Origin of the sequence: Corynebacterium sp. MSK012 (assembly GCF_030232435.1) — a bacterium.
GTDB classification, from domain to species: domain Bacteria; phylum Actinomycetota; class Actinomycetes; order Mycobacteriales; family Mycobacteriaceae; genus Corynebacterium; species Corynebacterium jeikeium_D.
This window is the reverse complement of sequence record NZ_JASPJU010000006.1, coordinates 1-19,557: the sequence shown is the minus strand read 5'-3', so window position 1 is coordinate 19,557 and position 19,557 is coordinate 1. Positions and strand designations below refer to the sequence as shown.

At 59.1% G+C, this 19,557-nt stretch carries 11 protein-coding genes and 1 tRNA gene; 6 read left to right on the top strand and 6 right to left on the bottom strand.

Features of this window, described 5'->3' with window-relative positions; genetic code table 11:
* Positions 1–81 precede the first annotated feature (81 nt).
* Both QP977_RS04910 and acpS read left to right on the top strand, forming a co-directional pair.
* Positions 82–9,177 carry a type I polyketide synthase gene (locus QP977_RS04910; protein ID WP_284847183.1) on the top strand — a complete coding sequence of 3,032 codons (9,096 nt, stop codon included), beginning with the start codon at positions 82–84 and terminating at the stop codon, positions 9,175–9,177.
* Positions 9,174–9,578 carry a holo-ACP synthase AcpS gene (gene acpS / locus QP977_RS04905; RefSeq protein WP_070429775.1) on the top strand — a complete coding sequence of 135 codons (405 nt, stop codon included), beginning with the start codon at positions 9,174–9,176 and terminating at the stop codon, positions 9,576–9,578. Before QP977_RS04910 ends, acpS begins: the two co-directional genes overlap by 4 nt.
* 12 nt (positions 9,579–9,590) lie before the next feature.
* Here acpS and QP977_RS04900 read toward each other — a convergent pair whose 3' ends face one another.
* The 3 genes from QP977_RS04900 to bcp all read right to left on the bottom strand — a co-directional run bounded on the left by QP977_RS04900 (position 9,591) and on the right by bcp (position 12,762).
* Positions 9,591–11,339 carry a neocarzinostatin apoprotein domain-containing protein gene (locus QP977_RS04900; RefSeq protein WP_147722494.1) on the bottom strand — a complete coding sequence of 583 codons (1,749 nt, stop codon included), beginning with the start codon at positions 11,337–11,339 and terminating at the stop codon, positions 9,591–9,593.
* A gap of 160 nt (positions 11,340–11,499) precedes the next feature.
* Entirely contained in the window at positions 11,500–12,159 is a 660-nt protein-coding gene (locus tag QP977_RS04895) for a TetR/AcrR family transcriptional regulator (RefSeq protein WP_502870947.1), read from the bottom strand.
* A 75-nt stretch (positions 12,160–12,234) separates the two neighbouring features.
* Positions 12,235–12,762: a thioredoxin-dependent thiol peroxidase gene (gene bcp, locus QP977_RS04890; protein ID WP_070429772.1), complete on the bottom strand. Its 528-nt coding sequence runs from the start codon at positions 12,760–12,762 to the stop codon at positions 12,235–12,237.
* Between the two features lie 150 nt (positions 12,763–12,912).
* Here bcp and QP977_RS04885 point away from each other — a divergent pair, with 150 nt between their 5' ends.
* Positions 12,913–13,194, top strand: a complete 282-nt coding sequence (locus QP977_RS04885; RefSeq protein ID WP_005511166.1) for a DUF3618 domain-containing protein — start codon at positions 12,913–12,915, stop codon at positions 13,192–13,194.
* A gap of 175 nt (positions 13,195–13,369) precedes the next feature.
* On the opposite strand, the gene QP977_RS04880 is transcribed toward QP977_RS04885, so the two are convergent.
* Positions 13,370–13,442, bottom strand: a tRNA-Lys gene (locus QP977_RS04880).
* 652 nt (positions 13,443–14,094) lie between these two features.
* On the opposite strand from QP977_RS04880, the gene QP977_RS04875 reads away from it, so the two are divergent.
* Positions 14,095–15,264 (top strand): L,D-transpeptidase, encoded by a 1,170-nt coding sequence (locus QP977_RS04875; RefSeq protein ID WP_049172917.1) that lies wholly within the window; start codon positions 14,095–14,097, stop codon positions 15,262–15,264.
* Positions 15,265–15,317: 53 nt separating this feature from the next.
* On the opposite strand, the gene QP977_RS04870 is transcribed toward QP977_RS04875, so the two are convergent.
* Together QP977_RS04870 and QP977_RS04865 are read right to left on the bottom strand one after the other, a co-directional pair.
* Positions 15,318–16,001 carry a LuxR C-terminal-related transcriptional regulator gene (locus QP977_RS04870; RefSeq protein ID WP_080969579.1) on the bottom strand — a complete coding sequence of 228 codons (684 nt, stop codon included), beginning with the start codon at positions 15,999–16,001 and terminating at the stop codon, positions 15,318–15,320.
* 61 nt (positions 16,002–16,062) lie between these two features.
* On the bottom strand, positions 16,063–17,268 hold the full coding sequence (locus QP977_RS04865; RefSeq protein WP_070827483.1) for a sensor histidine kinase: 1,206 nt from the start codon (positions 17,266–17,268) through the stop codon (positions 16,063–16,065).
* A gap of 149 nt (positions 17,269–17,417) precedes the next feature.
* On the opposite strand from QP977_RS04865, the gene QP977_RS04860 reads away from it, so the two are divergent.
* Both QP977_RS04860 and QP977_RS04855 read left to right on the top strand, forming a co-directional pair.
* Complete coding sequence (locus QP977_RS04860; protein WP_284847182.1) at positions 17,418–18,434, top strand: ABC transporter permease family protein; 1,017 nt, start codon at positions 17,418–17,420, stop codon at positions 18,432–18,434.
* 102 nt (positions 18,435–18,536) lie between these two features.
* The gene (locus tag QP977_RS04855) at positions 18,537–19,331 is read left to right on the top strand and encodes an ABC transporter ATP-binding protein (RefSeq protein WP_049172923.1); all 795 of its coding nucleotides are present in this window, start codon (positions 18,537–18,539) and stop codon (positions 19,329–19,331) included.
* Positions 19,332–19,557: the final 226 nt, after the last annotated feature.

Genomic DNA, 19,557 nt, shown 5'->3' with positions numbered 1-19,557 from the left:
TTATGGCATAGTGTCCTGGCAAGGATTTGGAAACAAAAGATGTTTTCATTTCGTACTCCACAAGACAAGGACCTCAGCCACGTGAAATACGAAAAACTCGCCACTTTGCAGACCAATGTCGTAACTGCTCCAGACCTGGGTACTTTTGCAGTCACTTTCGCCGGTCAATCGCAACCATGGCTGGACACTCTCTCCAGCGTCATGGCCAGTGGCAACTCAAAGAAACTACGGGAAGTTTTCACTCGCGCTGAGGAACTGCTCGCACCGCTTGACGACGATCTCATCGGCCAGCTTCCCGCAGGTTTCGACCCCTTCGGCTGGGCAATCTCACTCGTTACAGACGAGCCATTTACCGGAGATACAACCAACCCTGCGGTCAGCGTCCCGGGCATCGTCTTGGCACAGTTGGGCATTGTCGAGTTGCTGGAAAAGCAGGGAATTAATATCACCGAAGCGGTAGCGGTAACCGGTCATTCGCAAGGTGTTCTTGCCGCTGAGATTGTCGCTCGCCCAGAGAAGGCAGCAGAGCTTCTGGCGCTAGCTCGCCTCATCGGTGTGGCGTGTGCGCGCGGAAGCCGAGTAGCCGGATTTGGGCGCGCGCCGATGATGAGTATCTCTGGCCTGACGGTCGAGGAGTTGGAGCCTTTCCTCCCCCAGGGCTGTGTCATCGGTCTGAAGAATACGCAGACTACCAGCGTAGTTATCGGCAAGCAGGATGAACTAGACCAGCTGGCAGAGCAGCTCACAACGCAGCAGCCGAAGGGTCGGAAAGTCGAATGTACAGTTCTGCCAGTTAGTGGCGCATTCCATCACCCAGCGCTGGTACCTGCTGTGGCATGGGTAGTGGAGCGAGCTGAGCGCATTGGGCTAGATGCGGAAACGGCGGACCGGCTTGCGCGTGCAATCTTGGTTGACCCCAGTGACTGGAGCGCCGAGGTACGGGGGCTCATCGACCAAGGAGCAACCACCATTTTGGATTTGGGGCCGAACACAGGCGTCGTCAAGCTGACAGAACGTAACGCTGAAGGCTATGGCGTGGCGGTGATTCCTGCGGCGACAGCTGCGGGTAGGGGCGTCCTGTCTGAGAGCGACATTGAGCATCCGACATCGTGGCTGGAGTTTGCGCCGCGTCTGGTCACTGGAGACAAGCCCCGTGTCGAGACGAAGTTCACCAAGTTGACCGGGCGCTCGCCAATTCTGCTCGGCGGTATGACCCCGACAACCGTTGACCCTGAGATCGTGGCGGCTGCTGCGAATGCGGGGTTCTGGGCGGAGCTGGCCGGTGGCGGCCAAGTCACGCCGGAAATCTTCGAGGCTAATGTGGCGCGACTCTCCGATCTGCTCGAGGAGGGGCGCAGTGCACAGTTCAACACCATGTTTTTGGATCCGTACCTGTGGGGTTTGCACATTGGAAGCCGCCGTTTGCTCCCGCGCGCAGTGGCAGCGGGGCGACCGATTGATGGAGTCACCATCTCCGCGGGAATCCCCGAGGTGGACGAGGCAGTTGAGCTAGTAAAGCAGCTGCGTGAGGGCGGGATTCCGCATATCTCCTTCAAACCGGGCACAATCGCACAAATCGAGTCGGTGCTCGAAATTGCAGACACCTTGGCGCAGCAGGGCACACCGTATCCAATCATCATGCAGGTTGAAGGTGGGCGTGCCGGCGGCCACCATTCCTGGGAAGACCTCGATGACCTGCTAATTAACACCTACGCAAAGATCCGCAAGCGAGATGTGGTGCTTGCTGTTGGCGGCGGTATCGGCAAGCCAGAACAGGCCCGTGATTATCTGATGGGCACGTGGTCGACACGGTACGGATTGGCGCCGATGCCGGTCGATGCTGTCATCATCGGCACAGCTGCGATGGCAGCCAAGGAGTCGACCGCCTCTGAGTCCGTGAAACAGATGCTGGTCGACACCGTCGGCACTGACAACTGGATCCCCGCTGGTAGCGCCATGGATGGCATGGCGTCGGGGCGCAGCCAGTTGGGCGCTGATATCCACGAAATTGATAACGCCGCAGCACGCGCAGGCAGATTGCTTGACGAAGTCGCAGGTGACCTCACTAAGGTCACCGAACGACGCGCAGAGATCATCGAGGCAATTAACGCCACCGCGAAGCCGTACTTCGGGGATGTCGTCACCATGACGTATGCCGAGGTGCTAAACCGCTATCTCGAATTGTGCGCGCCTGAAGGGACGTTCCTCGATCCGACGTGGTCGACGCGCTTTGTCGCACTCGTCGACCGAGTAGAGGCACGATTGAATGCAGTCGACGCGGGCACGTTTGACGCGCTCGCCGACGGCGATAGTTTGCGCACCCAGCCGCAGAACGAAATCTCGCGACTGTCCGGCCTGCTGGATCTGGATACCCAGCTCCACCCAGCAGATGTCACCTTCTTTATCTCTGAGCTCTGCCGCACACCTGGCAAACCTGTGCCATTCGTTCCGGTTATCGATGATGAGGTTCGTCGCTGGTGGCGATCGGACTCCCTATGGCAGGCGCATGACTCTCGCTACGATGCGGATCAAGTCTGCATCATCCCAGGGCCGCAGGCTGTTTCGGGCATTACCCGCGCGAATGAGCCAGTAGCGGAAATTCTGGGTCGGTTTGAAAAAGCTACTGCACAGGCATTGATGGATACCGGCTACCTGCCGGAGGCACCTGTTGACGCCCTCAGCCGGATGCTCGCAGCACCTGTGATTTGGTGGGCTGGTCGACAGCAGCCGAATCCGGCGCTGGCACTTGGCGCGGAACATGAGTGGGTATGTGTATCTGACGCAAGTGATGTCTCTCGTTCACAACGCCTGGAGCACCCAGGTACTGGTGCCATTTTGGAGACCATTGGAGCTGATGGCAGCAATGATGAGGGCGGGGAGGAGCTCGTCTGGGCACAGCTGACCGTTCCGCTGCCCGATGCTGCGGGGGAGAATACGCAACTGCGAATTCGCCTGTGCCAGAGTGCAGCGGTGGGCGCAGTGCCCGTCGTCAAGCATGAGGATGCGGCAGCCGCGATGCGGGAGCTGACGCGAATCGCGGCTGGCGGTGAGCTTGCAAACATCGTCGATGGGGTCGCGGAGTGGGAATCCGTGTGGGATCCGATGGCGATGGCTGACTACGATGCGGTCACTATTGCAGCTGCCGGCGATGAGTCGCAGGCGACGGTGCCGGACGCGTTGGTCGGGCATGCTTGGCCAGCGATTTTTGCGGCAGTCGCGCAGGCGCGTACTGAGACCGGCATTGATGTTGTTGAGGGCATGCTCGCGCTTGTTCACCTTGAGCATCACATTCGAATGATTGGGGCTCTGCCTCAGGAAACCACAACGTTGCGGATTAGTGCGCGTGTCGACGAGGTCGTTGATACGGACTTAGGGCGGTTAGTTGTGGTGCGCGCGGAGGTTCGTGATGGCGATACGCTGCTCGCCACCTTGAGTGAACGCTTTGCCATTCGTGGCCGAAACGGCGGCGAGACAGCGCGGACCAATACTGTGCCATTTCCAACGGTCACGGATACGCCACGGAGTTTCCGCGGTGCCTTGACCGTGGAAGCGCCTAAGGCGATGGAGCCATTTAGCTGTGTCACAGGCGATCGCAATCCTATCCACGTCGATTCCCGGGCAGCAGCGCTCGCTGGTCTACCAGGGGTTATTGTCCATGGAATGTGGCTGTCGGCGATGGCCGAGCATGCGGCTGTTGCCACGTCGGATGCCGGCATTGGCAATCGGGTGATTGAGTTCACCGCGACTATGCTGAGTCCGGTTCTACCTGGTCAGGAAGTGAAATTCTCTGTCGAACGCCGTGGTTTTGATGACCGTCCAGGCGCCGGTGAAGTCCGTGAAGTCACGGCCACAGTAGAGGGCGAGCTGGTACTGACTGCCACTGCTGTAATTGCCGCACCGACGACTGCATATGTCTTCCCTGGCCAGGGGATTCAATCACAGGGGATGGGGCTGTCTGCCCGGACTCGCAGCGTAGCGGCCCGCCGCGTGTGGGACCAGGCGGATGCGATGACCCGAGAGAAGCTTGGCTTTTCCGTACTGGCTATTGTTCGGGACAACCCGGTAGAGGTGGTTGTGGATGGTGTGCGCTATTTCCACCCAGAAGGTGTCCTGAATCTGACTCAGTTCACCCAGGTTGCGATGGCGACGTTGGGGCTGGCGCAGGTTGCGGAGCTCCGTGAAGCAGGGCTGCTGGATGAAACAGCTCACTTTGCGGGACACTCTGTCGGTGAGTACAACGCGCTGGCGGCTTTCGCTGGTGCGCTTGACGCAGATGCCGTGTTGGAGGTTGTCTACCGCCGCGGTTTGACCATGCATGAACTGGTCGAACGTGATGAGCAGGGGAGGTCCAACTATGGTTTGTGCGCCCTGCGTCCGGACAAGATCGGCGTACGCGAGGACGAGGTCACTGAGTTTGTTAATCGGTTGTCGCAGGAAACCGGTGAGTTCCTCGAAGTCGTAAATCTCAACCTGGCAGGCAAGCAGTACGCCGTCGCCGGCACCGTCGCGGGCCTTGCGGCACTGGCTGAACAGTGCGAGCGCCGCAGCTCGGACGGCAAGGGATACGTGCGTATCCCAGGTATTGATGTGCCATTCCACTCCAGTGTCCTACGCGACGGTGTGGATTCCTTCCGTAAACACCTGGAGCGGCTGCTGCCAGCGGAAATCGCTCCAGAACGCCTGGTGGGACGCTATATCCCGAATCTCACCGCGACCTCTTTTGAGCTGACCGAGAAGTTCGTCCGCCAGATGGCTGCAGTCGTCGACTCAGACATTCTGGAAAACATCCTTGCCGACTTTGATACTGCTGCTGAAAACCCGGCGCGCCTGGCCCGCATGTTGCTGGTCGAGTTGCTGGCCTGGCAATTCTGCTCACCGGTGAGGTGGGTCGAAACTCAGGATCTGTTGCTTGAGGATCTCGGTGTCAGCCGCATTATTGAAGTCGGTGTAGGTACAGCGCCCACACTGGCAAACCTGGCTGCCCGTACCTGCCAGTTGCCCCGCCACCGAAGCCGTGACATTCGAGTGCTCAATCTCGAGCGTGATGCTGATGCAGCGTTTATGCGCGACCAAATTCAGCCGGAAAAGACTGAGCCCGAGTCGGAGGTGACACCAGAGCAGGACGCGGCGCAGACCCTATCTGGAGCAGCAGGAGCATCGGGAGAAGCAGGATCAGCGGCGCCGGCGGTATCCGCAGACCAATCCGCGGCGACCGAACAGGCAACCACGATCACGAGTGCTGCCACTCCGGCTGCCGAAGTTGCTGATATCGCAGTCAGCCCGGCAGAAGCGCTGGAAGTTCTTATTTGCCAATGGACGAAGGTGCGCCCCGACCAGCTCGGCGCCGCCGACTCCATTGAGACTCTGGTCGATGGAGTCTCATCTCGACGCAATCAACTGCTGCTCGATCTCGGAGTGGAATTCGACCTCGGTTCAATCGAAGGGGCCGCAGATGCGGAACTGGCTGATCTAAAGGACAAGATTGATAGCTTGGCCAGTGGGTATTCGGCATTCGGTCCGATTCTCTCCGAAGCCATTGCCGACGGTATTCGCCGGATTACCGGTCCTGCCGGTGCAGGCGCGAATTACATCGATGACTATGTGGTCGATGAATGCCAGCTCGGCAAGGGGTGGGCAACCGCAGTTAGCGCCGAGATGATGCTCGGTACTCGCGAGGGCGCATCCCTGCGCGGCGGTGATCTTGCGCATCTGGCACCGGCCGCCCCAACCAGTACTGCTGAACTCAACCAGCTGATCGATGAAGCAATCCTCGCGGTCGCCGCGCAGCGAGGTGTATCTGTCGCTAAGCCGTCGGCAAGCGACAGCAGTGCTGGAATGGTCGACTCGGCTGCGCTCACTGAGTTTGCAGATAAACTGACTGGTCAGCGAGGCATTCTTGCCACCGCTGCACGCACGATTCTGGAGCAACTCGGTCACGAGATTACCGGTGCCATTGACTTCGATGCCGAAGACGCCGACAGCAACCTGGTAAATCTTGTCACCGCTGAACTCGGTGCGGACTGGCCGAAGCTGGTCACCCCGACGTTTACGCCCACCAAGGCAGTGCTTCTCGACGACCGCTGGGCCACCTCCCGCGATGACCTAGCGCGCCTCTGGGCAGCCGCTGATGAAGACGTGGCTGAAACCGCGCCGGGCAGTATCCATGAAACCGCAGTCGAGCAGGCACAGTGGTGGGCTGCCAAGGCAGACGCGGCAGGGCGGACACAGTTGGCGAGTATCTACCGACAGCTGGCGGATGAGTCCATCACGAATGTGGACGAACTATCGATGAATGCCGACATCGCTGTTGTGACCGGCGCATCGCCAAATTCGATTGGCTCCGCTGTGACTGCACAGTTGCTGTCTCAGGGAGCAACCGTTGTTGTCACTACCTCACGCCTTGGACACGAACGCCTGAGCTTCTACAAGCAGCTCTACCGTATGCATGCGCAGGGCGAGGCGAAGCTGTGGGTGGTACCGGCGAACCTGTCCAGCTTCCAGGACCTGGATTCCCTTATCGACTGGATCGGAACCGAGCAGACTACGACGATTGGTGCGGAAGTGGTTGTGACCAAGCCTGCACTGTCACCGACGTTGCTATTCCCGTTCGCGGCGCCTACGGTCTCAGGCTCGCTTGCCGATGCCGGTCCTGCGTCCGAGACCCAAATGCGTCTGCTTCTGTGGTCGGTGGAACGACTCATCGCAGGGATGTCAGCACTCGGCGGGGACAATAATCTGCAGCATCGTTTGCATGTGGTGCTGCCGGGTTCACCGAACCGTGGTCGCTTCGGCGGTGATGGTGCCTATGGGGAAGCCAAGGCCGCACTCGACGCCGTGGTGGCGCGCTGGAATGTGGAGGACGCTTGGCGCACCCGCACCACTCTGGCTCATGCACAGATTGGGTGGGTTCGAGGCACCAACCTGATGGGTGGAAACGACCCATTGGTTGCTGCAGTGGAAGCAAAGGGAGTACGCACCTTCTCCACCGAAGAAATGGCAGCTGAACTCATTGAGCTCGCGAGCTCGGAGGCTCGGAAGAAGGCACAAACCCGCCCGATTCAGGCCGATCTCACCGGCGGATTGGGTGACGTCGACCTCAACATTGCGCAATTGGCGCAGGAGGCTGCACAGGCGGCTGCCCCAGCAGCTCAAAACTCTGAGATCTCTAGCGGGGCGCGCTCGCAGGAGCCGTCGTCAAGCCGTGCTTTGAGCGGCCTGCCAAGCCCACGCCGACCAATTGCGCAGACAACACCGACCTTTGGTGACATCGCAGCGGCTCTGGAGGACATGGTGGTCATCGTGGGCGCCGGTGAGCTTGGGCCGTACGGTTCTTCCCGGACGCGCTTTGAGGCTGAAGTTGATGATATTTCTGCAGCAGGAATTGTGGAATTAGCCTGGTCAATGGGGTTGATTTCCTATGAGGGTGGCTGGCGTGACGCCGACGGGCAACCGTTGGCAGAAAGCGATATTGCTTCGCGTTACCGCGATGAAGTGCTGGCGCGAGTTGGTGTGCGTCGTTACGCCGATGATGGCGATTTGGTTGATAATACGATGACTGAGCTGACCACGGTCTACCTGGATCGTGCGTTGAGCTTTGCTGTGCGTGACCGCGCGGCAGCGGAGACTTTTGTCAGTTCCAACCCGGACAACACCACTGCGAGCTTCGATGCCGAGACAGGGCAGTGGCTTGTGACACGGGCCGCTGGCACGCCGGTTCAGGTACCGCGCCGAATGGCGATGAGCCGTTATGTTGGCGGTCAAATTCCGCAGGGCTTTGACCCGGCACGATACGGTATTCCGGCAGACATGATGGACAATCTGGACCGCGTGAGCTTGTGGAACATTGTCTGTACTGTCGATGCCTTCTTGTCATCGGGCTTTAGCCCAGCGCAGCTGCTGGAAGCGGTCAACCCGGCGCGAGTGTCGTCGACACAGGGCACAGGTATTGGTGCGATGGAGTCGCTGCGCAGTCTTTACATCGACGGTCTGCTGGGGCAACCGCGCGCCAATGACGTCCTGCAGGAGGCATTGCCAAATGTTATTGCCGCCCACGTTATGCAGTCGTATGTCGGTGGCTACGGGCAGATGATTCACCCTGTGGCAGCCTGTGCGACGGCAGCGGTGTCGGTGGAGGAGGGTGTCGACAAGATTGCCCTGGGTAAGGCAGATTTTGTTGTCGCGGGTGGCTTTGATGACCTATCCACAGAGGGAATCACAGGTTTCGGCGACATGGCCGCCACAGCTGACTCCGCCACCATGGAAAACAAAGGCATCGACCATGAGTACTTCTCCAGGCCGAATGATCGTCGACGCGGAGGCTTCGTGGAATCACAAGGCGGTGGCACGGTGCTGTTGGCTCGCGGAGACATCGCCCGTGACATGGGGCTCCCCGTGCTCGGTGTCGTCGCATACGCCCAGTCCTTCGCCGACGGCGCGCACACATCCATTCCGGCGCCGGGTTTGGGCGCGCTAGCGGCCGCTCAGGGCGGCGAGAAGTCTCGATTGGCTCGCGCACTTGCAGTACTCGATGTCACTGCGGATCAGGTCGCGGTGTTGTCCAAGCACGACACCTCGACCAATGCCAACGACCCAAATGAGTCCGAACTGCATGAACGCATTGCAGATGAACTCGGTCGCGAGCGCTCTAACCCGCTGTTGGTGGTCTCTCAGAAATCGCTGACGGGACACGCTAAGGGTGGTGCTGCAGCGTTCCAGATCATTGGTCTGACCCAGGTGTTGCGCAGCGGCATTGTGCCAGGTAATCGATCGCTGGACTGCGTCGATCCCGCATTGGCTGAGCATTCGCGTCTGGTATGGCCAACGAAGGCAGTCAATTTCGGCAATACGTTGCCGCTGAAGGCTGGCTTTGTTACCTCGCTCGGGTTCGGACATGTCTCGGCACTGGTGGCAGTCGTCCACCCGGAAGCTTTCTACCAAGCGATAGTGCAGCACGATGGCGCTGAGGTTGCGGAGCGTTGGCGGTCCGCGGCGCACAACCGCGAAGCGGCTGGTCTGCGTCGCATTGATGAGGCGATTTACGGTGGGGAAGCTCTCTACGAGCGTCCACGCGAGCGAAACCTGGCGGACGGTGGTCGGTTCGGTTCACCCGCTGCATTGGAAAAGGCAGTTCTGCTTTCCGACGGCGCCCGTCTGATCGATGGTGTCCTCCAGCCATGATTGGCGTAGACCTCGTCTATATTCCGGGCTTCGAAGAGCAGCTGAATATGCCAGGCAGTCAGTTCGCGCAGGCGGTTTTCACACCTGCGGAGCTACTGGTAGCTAGGCGCCGCGGAGCAGTCGGCGGCGCGCTGGCGCGTCACTTAGCGGGCCGCTGGGCTGCGAAGGAAGCCTTCATCAAGGCCTGGTCGCAGACTCTCTTTGGCAGCCAACCGCCGATTGCGCGCGATCAGATGGACTGGCGGGAAATAGAGGTGCAGCCGGATGCCTACGGTCGCGTGAGCATCAGTCTCCACGGTGCTGTGAGCCGCCATTTCCACGATCAGGAGTGGCAGCTGGGGCCGTCGTTAAGCATCTCGCACGACGGCGACTACGCAATCGCCGTCGTACGCCTGGACTAGTCCGGCACCGCGCTAATCGACGGACTTTTGACGGCGACCGACCAAGATGCCGGCACCGAAGATTAGCGCGCCCAGGATTGCGCCGGTTCCGGCGACTGCGGCGGTTTGGAGCGGGGAGTTGGTCGCGGCCTGCTGAGTCTGCACATCAACTTCGTCGAGGCCATTGCCGGAAGCGTTGGACTTTGCGGAAGCCTTGCCAGATGCCTTGGATGAGCCGCTGGCCTTGGACTCTCCGGTCTTGGAGGCACCGGCCTTCACAGCTTCTTCGCGTTCCTTGGCGGAGCCGCCGACGCTGAGGTCCGTGGCCGTGTCCTGGCTGCGGTCGGAGGAACCGTGAGCAGCAAAGGTGTAGAGTGCGCAGTCATTTTCGACGCAGTTGGCGGCCGAGGTGACGGCCTCGACATTGAGCGTTGTAGAGAAGCTGCCGTCGGAGGACATCTGGGAGGTGCGGACAAACTCAGCGGCGGAGAAAGCATCAGCGTTGGTGGTGGAGAACTTGTTCTTCTCAGCCACTGCGACGTAGATGCCGTTGCCGCTGGTCTTGAATCCGGTGCCGGAGACGGTAATTGCGGTGCTGCCCGACGGGTTCAGTTCCGTGGTGGACAGGCTTACCGACGGGGTGCCGGTCGAGGAGCTGCTGCCGTTGGAGCTGCTAGAGCCGCTGGAACCGGTGGTGCTACTCGTTCCACTAGACCCAGTGCTGCCACTGGTGCCGGAGCTTGCGCTGCCTGCGGACTGTGAGGAGCCACCGCCGGAGGGCAGGGTAGCGTCCTGCTTGGCAGCTCCGCCGGCAAACGATACCGCGGTCGCCGTGTCCTGGCTGCGGTCGGAGGAACCGTGAGCAGCAATGGTGTAGACCGAGCAAGCGTTCTGCATGCAGTCTGCCGTGCCGAACTTCGCGCTGACCGGAAGGTCCACGCTGAAGCTGCCGTCGGACTTCAGGTTGCCGCGGGAGGTAGACACAAACTTGGTATCCGGGCCGAAGGAATCGGCGTTGGTCACATCCATCTGGTCATTTTGCGCGATACCGACGTAGATGCCCGGTCCAGAGGTCTTGAATCCCTTGCCTTCGACTCGAATGGTGTCGCCGCTCGGGTTCAAGTCTGAGGTCTTGGACAGGCTCACCGATGCGTTACCCCGTGACTGCGAGCCCGACTGTGACTGGGAGCCCGAACCAGTGCTCTGGCCACCGCTCGGTGCCGCGCTGGTGGAACCCTGTGATTGAGCAGCCTGGGAAGTAGCACCCGCCTTGAAGGTGATGGGGACCCACTGGTCATTGCTGCGGTCAGAAAGATTAGGGAACGCAGTAAAGGAGGCTACGTAGCACTGGGTGGAGGTGCAGTCGACATCGCCAAAGCTGGTCGCGACCTTCATCTCCTGCGTAAAACTTCCGTCAGCGCCGACTGTCACCTTGGCCGCTTCGCCGTAGGTCGAAGGGTAGCCCGACTTTGGCTTCTCGATTGTCTGGGCCAGGTAAATATTTGCGTTAGCGGGGTAGCCGACTCCCTTGATGGTCACGGTGGCGCCGTCGGACAGATCGGTGGCAGGGGTCACAGAGAGCTGGCGCTCAGACTGATCGGTGCTGCCGCCGAGAAGGTCGCCGATGCCGGGGAGCGAACCGCCGAGCTGTCCAATCGATGGCAGTGACTGTGCCGATGCGGGGACTGCGGGTAAAAATCCCGTACTCACTACGATTGCCGAAGCTAGAACAATAGAGCGGGGAAGCAGGCTCCGTCGGAAAGCGCCCTGCGTCGTGGACATGTGAACCTCTGATTCTGTTTGGGAGTTCCGGCGCAGGCGCGGCGAAAAACAGGGAACCCCACCGCGCTGACCAGAGTAAAGCGTAAACTAAGGCAAGCCTACCCTCCGCGTATTGATAAGGGCAATAAATGCCCCTGCCGAGGTGGGCGAGGGGCGCTCTCTAGTCTGCGGCCTCCGCGACGCTCATGAGATAAGAGATTGTCATGCGTTTGATTTCCTGCACCGTCAGCTCGTAATGAGCTTCCCGCTCAACATCGCTTCCCGGATGGTCCACCGCATAATTCAGCAGGGCGTACGTGGCGTTAATCATGAGGTCGGAGATGAAGTTCAGTTCCGCATCGCTTGACGACGGCACCAGCGGGCGCAGCACCTTTGAAATCTCGTTGACCAGGCGTGACTTCGTATCTTCTGCAGTTGCGCGTGTGGCGGGCGTTGATTGAACAGCCAACCATACGGCTCTTCTAGAAACGTCCTCGCGCCAGAGCTTTGCCAGGTGATCGATGAACTCCGAGAGAAACTCCGGCCATTTCAAGGTGGGGACTGTTTCTCCGAAACGTGAGACTTCCTCGATGACGGCCTCAGTGTCCTGACGGTCGAGCTCGCAGATCATCACATACTTGTTTGCGAAGAATTGGTAGAGCGTGCCAATGGGGATATCTGCGATGCGAGCGACTTCGTCGAAAGTGAAAGACTCAAACCCGTGCTCGATGAGCACTGTGCGTGCCGAGCTGAGCATGCGTGCGTACCGCTCTCGGCTGCGTTGCTGAGCCGGAGTGCGACGGGGACGAAGAATATTCGGTGCGTCCTGGGATTGAGTCACTACTACGAAACCGTCTAATCGGGATGATGTGGGAGGAGAGTTTGGGGCCAGGGTCAGAGTAGGCCTTGCGGCTAGTTAGCTTTCGGAAGCCTGTGATTCCACACCCAAGTCACGCAGTACGCGCTGGACGTGCCCCTTGGCGCGAACGTTGTACCAGGCCTTTTCAATTTCTCCATCGGCATTGACCAGGAAAGTCGAGCGGATGACGCCCTGGACAATCTTGCCGTAGTTCTTCTTCTCGCCGAAAGCGCCGAACGCGGTCATGGTTTCCTTGTCCGGATCGGACAGGAGGGTGAAGTTCAAGCCGTGGTCCTCACGGAACTTTGCGAGTTTCGCCGGCTTGTCCGGAGAAATACCTACGACAGGAATGCCGGCATCATTCAGGGCTGCGGATTCATCGCGGAAGTCGCATGCCTCAGTGGTGCAGCCTGGAGTGTTGGCCCGCGGGTAGAAGTAAATCAGCACGGGCTTGCCCGCGTAGTCCGACAGAGAAACCTGCTCTTCGGCGTCGTTGAGAAGAGTAAACGCTGGGGCGGGATTGCCAGGTTCCAGTCGGATGTTGTTCTGGCCGTATTCTTTGTCGCTGGAGGAAGAAGTAGTCATGGCTTAATCGTATCGACTCTGGAGCGGTGCGTGGCGACTCTGAAGCAATGCGTTGAGTTTTTCCCCGTGCTCGCCCACGTTGCTGTAGTGGAAGTGTTAGTCTTTTAGGCGAACAATCACTTTAGATATTCAACTTTTTAGGGAGTTTACGTGGCTCGCAGCATTGAAGATATCCAGCGCGATATTGAGCGTAACCGTAACCAGCTCGCCCGTACTCTGGATGAGCTAACCGTGCGAACGAATCCGAAGAACGTTGCGGATGACGCAAAGACCCGCGTTCTCGATGCTCTGAATGAGCCGAAGGTGCAGGCAGCACTGGGTGTCGTTGCCGCACTTGTTGTTGGCGGCATCGCAATGGGCATTCGTCGCAACCGTAACCGCAGCAAGGAAATCGACCGCATTCGCGAGATGATTGAGACTGCTGCTAAGTAGTTTTTCGGTAGTTAGCGCACGCGCTTCGGGTAGTTACCTGGGGCCGTGCGCTTTTGCGTATCTAACCCTTGTTTGAGTCAGGCGTGGGGTGCGAGCGAGGGCTGCAAGTTGGCGCCTACGCTTGTTATGCAACAAAAAGACCGGGAGGGTATTTCTACCTTCCCGGTCTGTATTGTGCGCCATCAGGGACTCGAACCCCGAACCCGCTGATTAAGAGTCAGCTGCTCTGCCAGTTGAGCTAATGGCGCTTACTGTTTCCTGCTTGGTGCTCTCTGTGTGAGCTCCTCGCCGGCAACGAGAAGATATATAACCAGGTTTCTGATTGTTTGTAAAATCGGCTGGTCAGGCCCTGTTTTTTGGTCGGTGTTTTTGCATGTTTTTTGAAAGGTTTTGCGCAACCGTTTGAAAAAAGTTCAAAAAAAGTTTGGAAATCCTCAAAGTGGGGTAGGGCCTGTATCAATGCCATCAACGTTGGGAGTGTGCATAGATGTCGGAGTTACGTTCGACAGTGTTCAGTAACGTCCGGAAGCGTCCGGTGGCACTTTTGAATAGCGAACTGATTACTTTTCGGTAACGCAGCTTCAAGGGGGCGCTGTTTTCCCAGGTCGGTTGAAGTGCCCCGGTTTTTTGGGGTTGCACAGCAATTTTCCAGAGGGTTAACTGTAGGAACCGTTGGGCTACTTTGCGTGCTGCGCCCTGTGAGGGGTTGATGACTGCGATTGGGCAGTCAATAAGGCTTTTCAGTTAGGGCGAGCGTTTTATCGGTGGCTAGTGCCGCTGCAGGGTAGTCTGACCTTTTTCGAGGGCGCACCAGGGGCTGTAGCAGGACTCCGCTGTGTGTCGCAGTGTGTCCCCGGGACTTACTACTTAATAATTGCACTGTTGGAGTGAAGCACGATCATGCGGCAATCTTTTAAGCGCCTGTCGATGGCGGTGGTGACATTTGCGACCACCATCTCGCTAGCTGCTTGTACCGTCGGCGGAGATAATGCCGAGCAGCAAGAGGCGGAGAAGCCAGACGTTGGTCTTGTCGCCAGTGTGAAGGACGACGCCACCGATGTTTCGGTGGTTGACCCGATTTCGGTTCAGGTGGAAGAGGGACATCGCCTGGACAAGGTTGTTATGACCAACCCTGAGGGCAAAGAGGTCAAGGGCAAGCTCGACTCCAGTGGTACCAAGTGGACCACTGCAGAACCCCTGGGCTACTCAAAGACCTATGAGATTAACGCCACCTCGGGCACAGAAAAGCTGGCTACTTCTTTCACCACCGTCGAGCCGACTTCTCAGGTAAATGGTTATCTGTCCCCGCTGGATGGTTCCACCGTGGGTGTCGGTCAGACTATTGCTGTGAAGTTCAGCGCGAGTATTTCGGACCGCAAGGCTGCTGAGGAAGCAATTAAGGTGACCACCGAGCCTAAGGTGGAAGGCGCTTTCTACTGGCTGAATAACAGTGAGGTGCGCTGGCGTCCAAAGGAGTACTGGAAGCCGGGGACCAAGGTTACTGTGAAGTCCGATATTTACGGCACGGATCTTGGTGACGATATGTACGGTGCGGAGTCCGCCGAAACCAGCTTCACTATCGGTGATGAAGTCATTGCTATCGCTGATGACGCGACGAAGACCATGGTCATTAAGAGGAACGGTGAAGTCGTAAACTCCATGCCTATCTCTATGGGGTCGAATGTTCACCCGACTCCGAATGGCCAGTACATCATCGGTGATCGCAACGAGACCATGGTGATGGACTCTCGTACCTACGGCCTGTCTCTGGAAAACGGTGGCTACGTCACGCCGGTTAACTATGCAACGCAGATGTCTTACTCCGGTATCTACGTCCACGGTGCACCGTGGTCAACGTGGGCACAGGGCAGCGTCAACCAGTCTCACGGCTGCATCAACGTCACTGACGCCAACGCTAAGTGGTTCCTGGACAACACTAAGCGCGGTGACATCGTGATTGTGAAGAATACGATTGGTGAGACGCTCTCCGGTGTTGATGGACTCGGTGACTGGAACATCCCGTGGGAGACCTGGAAGAAGGGCAACGCCGACGAGACCAGCTCTTGGTAGTCCATGTCCTCTAAGTGAGGCCATCATTTAAGCCACGCGGGTTAGTCCGTTTCCTAATCACCCAACATTCCCAGCTCCTGCGCCCGAGCAACAGCCGCGGTGCGGGAGCTGACGTCTAGCTTGGTGAAAATATGTACCAGATGCGATTTCACAGTCGCTTCGGTGAGCACCAGCTGTTCTGCAATTTTTCTATTCGACATACCCCGCGCGACCAACTCGAGCACTTCGAGTTCGCGCGGGGTTAGTGCTGTATTGGGGTTGCGCATCCGACCCATCAAGCGCCCGGCCACTTGTGTGTTCAGCACGGTCTCGCCGCGAACGGCACGACGGATACCATCGATGAGCTCCTCCGGAGCGGCATCCTTCAGCAGATAACCAACTGCGCCTGCGGTGACAGCGCCGAGCACATCGGAGTCCGAAGAATAATTGGTCACCACCAACACTTCTGGAGCCTTTGCGCCGCGCCCGGCCAGTGCGCGGATGGCTGCGGTGGCATCAACTCCGCCTGCGCGGGTAGCAGTGCCAGGGGCCTCACCAAAGCGAAGGTCCATGAGTACCAGATCGATGTGGTCGCAAGAGTCGTCGTCAAGCGATGCGCGCACCTTCTCGACCGCCTCGTCACCGCTGGCCGCCTCGCCAACCACGACGATATCCGGCGCCGATTCAACGACTGCGCGAAGACCAGCGCGGACGATGGGGTGATCGTCGGCGATGAGGACTCCGATGGGCTTGGTCACCTGGCTAACTCCTCGGGTGATGTGAATGGTCGTTTCCTACCTGCATACCAGGCGCGGGACTTTAAGAGGCGAGCTCGTGCGGGATGCTGACGCTGACACCGCAGCCACGCCCCGGTTCCGACTCGATGGTGAAGGTGCCGCCGAGCTTCTCTACGCGTCGGCGCGCGTTGGCGATCCCCACGCTGTCGTCGTTAGTTGGTGCGGTGGGGTCGAAGCCGATGCCGTTGTCGACGCAGTCGAGCAGAATCTCGTCGGGCTGGTAGGTCAGGGTGACACGGCAACGCGTGGCGTGTGCATGCTTGACGACGTTCGCCAAGCTCGCCTGGGCCACCCTGATGATGGTTGCTTCGACGGTGGCCGGCAGCCGCGTGGGTGTGCCGTCGACGCAGAAGCTGACAGCATCGCCCAGCACCGTGGAGGAGCAGACTTTCTCCAACGCGCCGGATAGGTCTGCGCCTTCGAGGGGAGCCGGCTGAAGTGCTGCGATGATGCGCCGGGTCTCGGCGAGATTGTCGGCCGCAACCTTGCGGGCGAGCTGTAGCGAATCCACCGAGGTCTGGTCATGCTGAGTGGAAGCACTTTTCATGCGGGACTCCACCGAATGCAGTAGCAGCTGGATGGAGGAAAGCCCCTGCGCCACGGTGTCATGAATATCGGCTGCGAGGCGTGCGCGTTCGTCCAGCTCACCGGCACGACGGGACAGTGCTTCCGAGTGGGCGCGGGCGGCTGAGAGCTCCTCCAGCGCCTTGGTCTTTTCGATAGTCTCCTTCTGCAGGAGCCGGAACCCCAGCCCCACCGTAAGTACAAACGTCCCGCCCAGAATGGGGCCAAGGACACCACCAAATGTCAGCGGAGTATGAATAGCGATAGCGCCAATTGCCGTCGCCGTTGTCGCTGCTACCATGATTACGGCCGTAAGACCGCCGGTTACCTGCAGAATTACGAAAAACAGTGGGAAAACCAGGAACGAGGCATCCAGCGTTGCAAACGCCAACGCCGCCCAGCACAGCAGCAGAATCACAAGCCAGCCCAACAGCAGGCCACGCGGCTTAGTCAGCGCGACCTCGTTGGCTACGTTGCCATGCCGAGCCCGCCCAATCGGCCCAATGGAACCTGCGATGTACACCGCTAGAAAGCACGCCGCATAGGTGATGATTCGCCACTGCGGATCCGGAACCACGCATACCGCCAGCAGCACCAGCACCAAAACATCCAGGGCAAACCGCAGTAATTGCCAGCTGCGGTTCAGAGTCTCAGGAGTATCCACGCTCTCGAGCTTAGGGCAGTTCCGCCTGCCAAAACACCGCTGACGAGCCGGAATTGTCAACATCAACCGAAAGTTGGAGACGAAGTTCAACCTCCATGGCGATTAAATCCGCCTTTGAATCCACGACCATAATGAATATGTACCAGTCAATGAAAGAACTTCGAGCCGCTCCAGGCCGTGCCGCACTGATCACCATCACCGTCGGGATGATTGCTGTGATGGTCACGTTCCTCTCGGCTTTGGCTGCAGGCCTGTCCGCCCAGTCCGTCTCCGCACTTGACGAGGTCTACAGCAAAAACGATGCCGTCGTCGTCTCCGAGGGGGCTACGTCGTTGTCGTCGTCAAGCATCGGCGAGACGGCGCGAAAGAGCGTCCAGACATGGGCGAGCGACAACGGCGCAAATGTCCGCGATGTCTACGTCAGTCGTGCGCGCGTCGATGAAACGCCCGTCACCGTCATCTCCGACTTTTCGCTTAACGACGACCAGGTGGCCGTCACCGACGGCGTCAGTGAAACCGCCATTGCGGAAGGTGACTCGCTGACCCTGTCTGGCGCGATGGGCGAGCACGAGGCCACCGTTGCGCGCGTGGCGGGAGATAAGTGGTTGGACCACCAAGCGGTCATTTATGCCGGGCGCGGCGTGATGGAAGACCTGACGCCGGGGCAGATGGTGCCAGCGGCGATGGTTGTCGACGAGTCCGCGGCGCAGCTGCCGAATGTCTCGGAAGGAACCATTCTGCGCGACGGCGAGCGCAATAACCTGTCGGCTTCCTACCAGGGTGAGCAGACCTCGCTGAACGCGATGACCTCGATGCTGTATGTGATGTCTGCGCTGGTGGTAGGCGCGTTCTTCACCGTGTGGACCGTTCAACGACTGCGTGGTGTGGCCATTTCCTCGGCGCTCGGTGCGTCCCGCTCCGTGCTGGTGGCTGACTCTCTGGCGCAGGTCCTGGCCGTGCTGGCAATCGGAGTCGGTGGCGGTGTTGCGGTGACTGCAGCGGCGGGCTGGGCTCTGCAGAGCGGCGACGTCATGCCAATTGTGGTCGATGCTTCCACGACCGTCGTGCCGGGGCTCATTCTGGCCGTGACCGGCGTAGTTGGTGCGCTGCTGGCACTGGTGCCGGTATTCCGCGTCGATCCGACCACCGCATTGGCGAATGCGTAGTGGCTCGTTAGTACGGCCTAGCACGGCGGCTTCCCACAGAACACTCACATCGCGTTAATCATGCACAACCTTCAACTGAGGAATTGAGGAATTCAGGACAAAATGACTACCTACATCGACAACCAGGCTCCCGTGGCACTCGCTCTGAAGAACATTTCGCTGACCGTCCAAGATGGCGACAACAAACGCACCATTTTGGATGACATCTCGCTGAAGATCCGGGCAGGCGAGGTAGTGGGACTGGTCGGACCATCGGGTTCCGGCAAGTCGACTCTGTTGACCATCGCAGGTTGTTTGAAGAGTGCCGATACCGGACATGTCACGCTGTACTCCAACAAGCAGGACGCGAACGGTGCAGGCGCGGACGAGAGTGCGGAAAGGAAGGCCATTGATCTGAGCGCTCGCGGCGCGGATGCTGCCAAGATTCGTCGCGAACACATCGGCATCGTTTTCCAGCAGCCGAATCTTCTGCCAGCGCTGACGGTCAAGCAGCAGCTCATCGCAATGCGGCGATTGGGCCGTGTTTTCGGGTGGCCCGCGGGTGGCCGTCGTGAAGCGGAGAAGCGCGCAGATGAATTGCTCGAGGCAGTCGGACTGGCTGGGCTGGGAGAACGTCGCGTGAGCCAGCTTTCCGGTGGTCAGCAGGCACGCGTCAATGTTGCGCGCGCACTGATGAATGAGCCGGAAGTGCTGCTAGTCGACGAACCGACCGCGGCTTTGGATCAGAAGAGTGCAGGGGCGGTGACGCGACTGATTATGGATGTGACGCGGAAGATGGGTGTGGCCACCCTGTACATCACCCACGACCTGGGGCAGCTCCACGGTGCCGACCGAATCGTGGAGATGGTTGACGGCAAGCTGCAGTCCGCGGATGCAGGCTTGGTGGCTACTCGGTAGTGACTATGGGGGAGGAGGCGGCATCGAAAAGGCTGGGTCAGATAACCACGCCGCCGGAAAGGCTCACATTTTTGGCCTTTAACCCCAGAAATTACGGGCTGCAAATGTGAAACTGTGTGAGTTTATGACACTTTCGGGCTATTTTTCGGGCGGTAGGTTCAGGCGGTGAATGCATCACCACTTTCGACCAGGAGAAGTAGTGAAGCAAACCCGCCGAACGAAATAC

Excerpts from the sequence above, each read along its gene's own strand:
- QP977_RS04900 (WP_147722494.1), bottom strand. The coding sequence starts at position 11,339 with ATGTCCACGACGCAGGGCGCTTTCCGACGGAGCCTGCTTCCCCGCTCT.
- QP977_RS04855 (WP_049172923.1), top strand. The coding sequence starts at position 18,537 with ATGACTACCTACATCGACAACCAGGCTCCCGTGGCACTCGCTCTGAAG.
- QP977_RS04875 (WP_049172917.1), top strand. The coding sequence starts at position 14,095 with ATGCGGCAATCTTTTAAGCGCCTGTCGATGGCGGTGGTGACATTTGCG.
- bcp (WP_070429772.1), bottom strand. The coding sequence starts at position 12,762 with ATGACTACTTCTTCCTCCAGCGACAAAGAATACGGCCAGAACAACATC.
- QP977_RS04860 (WP_284847182.1), top strand. The coding sequence starts at position 17,418 with ATGAAAGAACTTCGAGCCGCTCCAGGCCGTGCCGCACTGATCACCATC.
- acpS (WP_070429775.1), top strand. The coding sequence starts at position 9,174 with ATGATTGGCGTAGACCTCGTCTATATTCCGGGCTTCGAAGAGCAGCTG.